At 71.0% G+C, this 4,813-nt stretch carries 4 protein-coding genes; all 4 read right to left on the bottom strand.

The annotated features are described in order from the left end of the window. Nucleotides 1-604, bottom strand: a 604-nt coding sequence (gene whiA / locus G3I40_RS11515; protein WP_164302068.1) for a DNA-binding protein WhiA, incomplete at its 3' end; no start/stop codon positions are given. After that, on the bottom strand, nt 595-1,632 hold the full coding sequence (yvcK, locus tag G3I40_RS11510) for a uridine diphosphate-N-acetylglucosamine-binding protein YvcK (protein ID WP_164302067.1): 1,038 nt from the start codon (nt 1,630-1,632) through the stop codon (nt 595-597). The genes yvcK and whiA, both read right to left, overlap by 10 nt. Beyond that, nucleotides 1,629-2,618, bottom strand: coding sequence for an RNase adapter RapZ (gene rapZ, locus G3I40_RS11505; protein ID WP_203643862.1), 990 nt, complete (start codon nt 2,616-2,618; stop codon nt 1,629-1,631). The genes yvcK and rapZ overlap by 4 nt, the downstream gene beginning before the upstream one ends. After that, nucleotides 2,615-4,690, bottom strand: coding sequence for an excinuclease ABC subunit UvrC (gene uvrC, locus G3I40_RS11500; RefSeq protein ID WP_164302066.1), 2,076 nt, complete (start codon nt 4,688-4,690; stop codon nt 2,615-2,617). Before uvrC ends, rapZ begins: the two co-directional genes overlap by 4 nt. Nucleotides 4,691-4,813 lie beyond the last annotated feature (123 nt).

Raw genomic sequence — 4,813 nt, 5'->3', positions numbered from 1 at the left:
GGGCGCCCATCCGGGTGAGCAGGGCGCCGATCGCGTCGCCGTCGCGCACCACCACGCGGTCCACGCCGCGCACCTCACGGGCCTTGCTCGCGATCTGGAGCCTGCGCGCGGCCCCGACCAGGGCGAGCGCCGCCTCCGGGCCCGGGCAGGTCACCTCCAGCGAGGAGGAGCGACCCGGCTCCGTCAGCGAGCCGTGCGCCAGGAACGCGCCGCGCCAGGCCGCCTCGGCGTCGCAGGTGGCCCCCGAGACCACCTGCGGCGGGAGGCCTCGGATCGGGCGGCCGCGGCCGTCCACGAGGCCCGTCTGGCGGGCCAGCTGGTCGCCGCCCGCGACCACTCGTACGACAAAACGCGAACCGCGGCGCAGTCCTCCGGGCGCCATCACGATCAGCTCCGAGCTGTGCCCGAAGATCTCCAGGATGTCCCGCTTGAGCCGCCGTGCGGCCATCGCGGTATCCAGCTCCGCCTCGATCACGATGCGGCCGCTCACCAGGTGAAGGCCGCCCGCGAACCGCAGAATGGCCGAGACCTCGGCCTTTCTGCAGCAGGTCCGGGTGACGGGGAGCCGGGAGATTTCGTCCTTCACCGCTGCCGTCATCGCCATGGGCCGATCCTTCCATGCATCCGAAAAATACGGTCGTACGCGGCGGCCAACAGCTCCGGATCGTGCCTCGGAGTCCCGTCGGGCCTGGCTACCGGCGCCAGCTCGACCGCGGCACCGAAACGCTGCTTGGCGGAGTCGATGAGCTCTTCGCGGTCGGGCACGGCGGCCTCGTCGGCCAGCACCACGTCCAGGGCGAGTTTAGGGGCGTGTCGTCCCAAAACCTCCAAATGACGCTGCGGTGAGAACCCTTCGGTTTCTCCGGGTTGTGGCGCGAGGTTGAGCGAGAGGACCCGGCGGGCCTTCGTCTCGACGAGCGCGTCCAGCAGTTCCGGGACCAGGAGGTGGGGAATCACGGACGAGAACCAGGAGCCCGGGCCGAGCACCACCCAGTCCGCGTCGAGCACCGCGGCGACCGCTTCGGGGACGGCGGGCGGGTCGTGCGGAACCACGTGGACGGACTGCACCTCGCCGGGGGTGAGGGCGACCGTGGCCTGGCCGCGGACCGTGTCGACGTCGTCCGGGCGCGCCGGGTCGTGCCCCAGGACCCGCGCCTGCAGTTCCAGCGGAACCGCGGACATGGGCAGCACGCGCCCGTGCGCGCCGAGCAGCTTGCCGACCAGGTCCAGGGCCTGGACGTGATCGCCCAGCTGTTCCCACAGGGCGACGATCAGCAGGTTGCCGACCGCGTGCTCGTGCAGGTCGCCCTTGGACTGGAAGCGGTGCTGGATGACGCGGGCCCAGGTCTGGCCCCAGTCGTCGTCGCCGCACAGCGCCGCGAGGGCCTTGCGCAGGTCACCGGGTGGCAGCACGCCCAGCTCGTCGCGAAGGCGCCCGCTGGAGCCGCCGTCGTCGGCGACCGTGACGACGGCGGTCAGGTCGCCCGTGATGCGGCGCAGGGCGGCCAGGGACGCCGACAGGCCCATGCCGCCGCCGAGGGCGACCACCTTGGGGGTCGTGCCCTTGCGGCGGCCGGTCGGTGCGCTCCTGCTGCGCATCCGGCTGGTGAGCCGCAGCGTACGTCCCGTCATTCGCGGCCCATGTCCCGGTGGACGACCACGGTCTCCACGCCCTGCGAGGCGAGCCGGGCGGCGAGCTTCTCCGAGGTGGCGACGGAGCGGTGCTTGCCGCCGGTACAGCCCACGGCGATCGTCACGTAGCGCTTGCCCTCGCGCCGGTAGCCTGCCGCGATCAGTTGGAGCAGCTCGGTGTAGCGGTCGAGGAACTCCTTGGCGCCGGGCTGCGAGAAGACGTAGTTCGACACCTCCTCGTTCAGACCGGTGAAGGGGCGCAGCTCCGGTACCCAGTGCGGGTTCGGCAGGAAGCGCATGTCGACCACCAGGTCGGCGTCGACGGGCAGGCCGTACTTGAAGCCGAACGACATGACGGTGGCCCGCAGTTCGGGCTCCTCCTCGCCGGCGAACTGGGCGTCCATCTTGGCGCGCAGCTCGTGCACGTTCAGGCTGGAGGTGTCGATCACCAGGTCGGCGTCGCCGCGCAGCTCGCGCAGCAGCTCGCGCTCGGCGGCGATGCCGTCGACGATGCGGCCGTCGCCCTGGAGGGGGTGCGGGCGGCGCACCGACTCGAAGCGGCGCACCAGTGCCTCGTCGGAGGACTCCAGGAAGACGATGCGGCGCGTGACGTGCTTGGACTCCAGGTCGGCGAGGGATTCGCGGAGGTTGTCGAAGAAACGCCGGCCCCGTACGTCGACGACGACCGCGATCCGCGCCACGTTGCCCTGGGAGCGGGCGCCGAGCTCCACCATGGTGGGGATCAGGGCGGGCGGCAGGTTGTCGACCACGAACCAGCCGAGGTCCTCCAGGCACTTCGCGGCGGTCGAGCGGCCCGCGCCGGACATCCCGGAGATGATCACGAGTTCGGGGATGACGGCGTCGGGGACGCCGGGAGTGTCGGGGGTCGCGCCTGTGCCGCTGCTCACCTGTGCTCCGTGCTCGGGTTGTGCGGGGTTGTCCGCCGTACCGCTGGTGTCGCTGCTTTCGTGGTCCTGCTCGCTCATGGCTCCTGCCCCCGTCGTTCTTCCGAGGCTCCCGCGCTGACGGGTTCCTCGCCGGAGCCCGCGTCCGTCGCGCGCTCCGTGGTGTCGTCTTCGTCTTCCATGATCTCTCCGGTGGCCGTGTTCACCGCGGGCGCCGCCGGTGCCGCCTGCGCGAAGGCCGCCACGATGGTCTCGGCCGTCTTGCGACCTATGCCGGGAACCTCGCAGATCTGGTCGATTGTGGCGGACCTGAGCCGCTTCACCGAACCGAAGTGCTTGACGAGCGCCTGTTTGCGCGCGTCGCCCAGTCCCGCCACGTCGTCCAGGGGGCCCGCCCGGAAGCGCTTGGCCCGCTTGGTGCGCTGGTAGGTGATCGCGAACCGGTGGGCCTCGTCGCGGACGCGCTGCAGGAGGTACAGGCCCTCGCTGGTGCGGGGCAGGACCACCGGGTCGTCCTCGTCCGGCACCCAGACCTCTTCGAGGCGCTTGGCGAGGCCGCACACCGCGATGTCGTCGATGCCCAGCTCGTCCAGGGCCCGCTTGGCCGCGGCGACCTGCGGCTGGCCGCCGTCGACGACGACGAGCTGCGGCGGGTACGCGAACTTCTTGGGGCGCCCGTCGTCCTCAGTGAGCCGGGACTCCTGCGCGAGCTCGTCGTCGTCCGGCTCGGCGTCGGACCACTCGCCCGACTTCTCCTGGGCGGCGAGATAGCGCTTGAAGCGGCGGGTGATCACTTCGTGCATGGAGCGGACGTCGTCCTGGCCCTCGAAGCCCTTGATCTGGAAGCGGCGGTATTCGCTCTTGCGTGCGAGACCGTCCTCGAAGACCACCATGGAGGCCACCACGTCGTCGCCCTGGAGGTGCGAGATGTCGTAGCACTCGATGCGCAGCGGAGCGCCGTCCAGATCGAGGGCCTCCGCGATCTCCTCCAGGGCGCGCGAGCGCGTGGTGAGGTCGGAGGCGCGCTTGGTCTTGTGCAGGGCGAGGGACTGCAGGGCGTTGCGATGGACGGTCTCCATCAGGGCCTTCTTGTCGCCGCGCTGCGGGATGCGCAGCGACACGTTCGCCCCGCGGCGCTCGGTGAGCCAGGCCTGGACGGGCTCCAGGGGGTCGGGCAGCGCCGGGACGAGGACCTCCTTGGGAACGGCGTCCCCGCTCTCCTCCCCGTAGAGCTGCTGCAGCGCGTGCTCGACCAGGTCGCCGCTGGTGACGGCCTCGACCTTGTCGGTGACCCAGCCGCGCTGGCCGCGGACGCGTCCGCCCCGTACGTGGAAGATCTGGACGGCGGCCTCCAGCTCGTCCTCCGCGAGGGCGACGAGGTCGGCGTCGGTGGCGTCGGCGAGGACGACTGCGCTCTTCTCCATGGCCTTCTTCAGGGCCTCGATGTCGTCACGGAGGCGGGCCGCGCGCTCGTACTCCATGTCCTCGGCGGCGGTCGTCATGTCCTTCTCGAGGCGCCGGATGTACGTCCCTGTGCGCCCGGCCATGAAGTCGCAGAACTCCTCGGCCAGCTCACGGTGTTCGTCCGGGGTGACGCGGCCCACACAAGGTGCCGAGCACTTGCCGATGTAGCCGAGGAGACAGGGGCGGCCGGTGCGGGCCGCGTTGTTGAACACGCCCTTGGAGCAGGTGCGGACCGGGAAGACGCGCAGCAGCAGGTCCACGGTGTCGCGGATCGCCCACGCGTGTCCGTAGGGACCGAAGTAGCGCACGCCCTTCTTCTTCTGACCGCGCATCACCTGAACCCGCGGGAAGTCCTCGTTCATGGTCACCGCGAGGTACGGGTAGCTCTTGTCGTCGCGGTACTTGACGTTGAACCGGGGGTCGTACTCCTTGATCCAGGAGTACTCCAGCTGCAGCGCCTCGACCTCCGTGGACACCACCGTCCACTCCACGGAGGCGGCCGTGGTGACCATGGTGCGCGTGCGGGGGTGCAGGTTCGCCAGGTCCTGGAAGTAGCTCGCCAGGCGCTGGCGCAGGCTCTTCGCCTTTCCGACGTAGATCACCCGGCGGTGCTCGTCGCGGAACCTGTACACCCCTGGGGAGTCGGGAATCTGTCCCGGCTTGGGGCGGTAGCTGGAGGGGTCGGCCATGTCAGACACCCTACTGGCGGGGTGTGACAGTTCGGGGCGCCCGGCGCCGGGGGCCGGGCGCCCCGTGGTCGTGGCGGCGTCAGCCCCGGCGACGGCGGTACAGGGCGAGCCCGCTGAGCGCCA

This window comes from Streptomyces sp. SID14478 (assembly GCF_010548525.1).
In the GTDB taxonomy this organism is placed as follows: Bacteria; Actinomycetota; Actinomycetes; order Streptomycetales; family Streptomycetaceae; genus Streptomyces.
The sequence above is the reverse complement of the archived record's forward strand: the minus strand, read 5'-3'. Positions and strand labels throughout refer to the sequence as shown.

What these genes read in the sequence shown, in the direction of transcription:
- yvcK (WP_164302067.1), bottom strand. Translation starts at nt 1,632, where the DNA reads ATGACGGGACGTACGCTGCGGCTCACCAGCCGGATGCGCAGCAGGAGC.
- rapZ (WP_203643862.1), bottom strand. Translation starts at nt 2,618, where the DNA reads ATGAGCGAGCAGGACCACGAAAGCAGCGACACCAGCGGTACGGCGGAC.
- uvrC (WP_164302066.1), bottom strand. Translation starts at nt 4,690, where the DNA reads ATGGCCGACCCCTCCAGCTACCGCCCCAAGCCGGGACAGATTCCCGAC.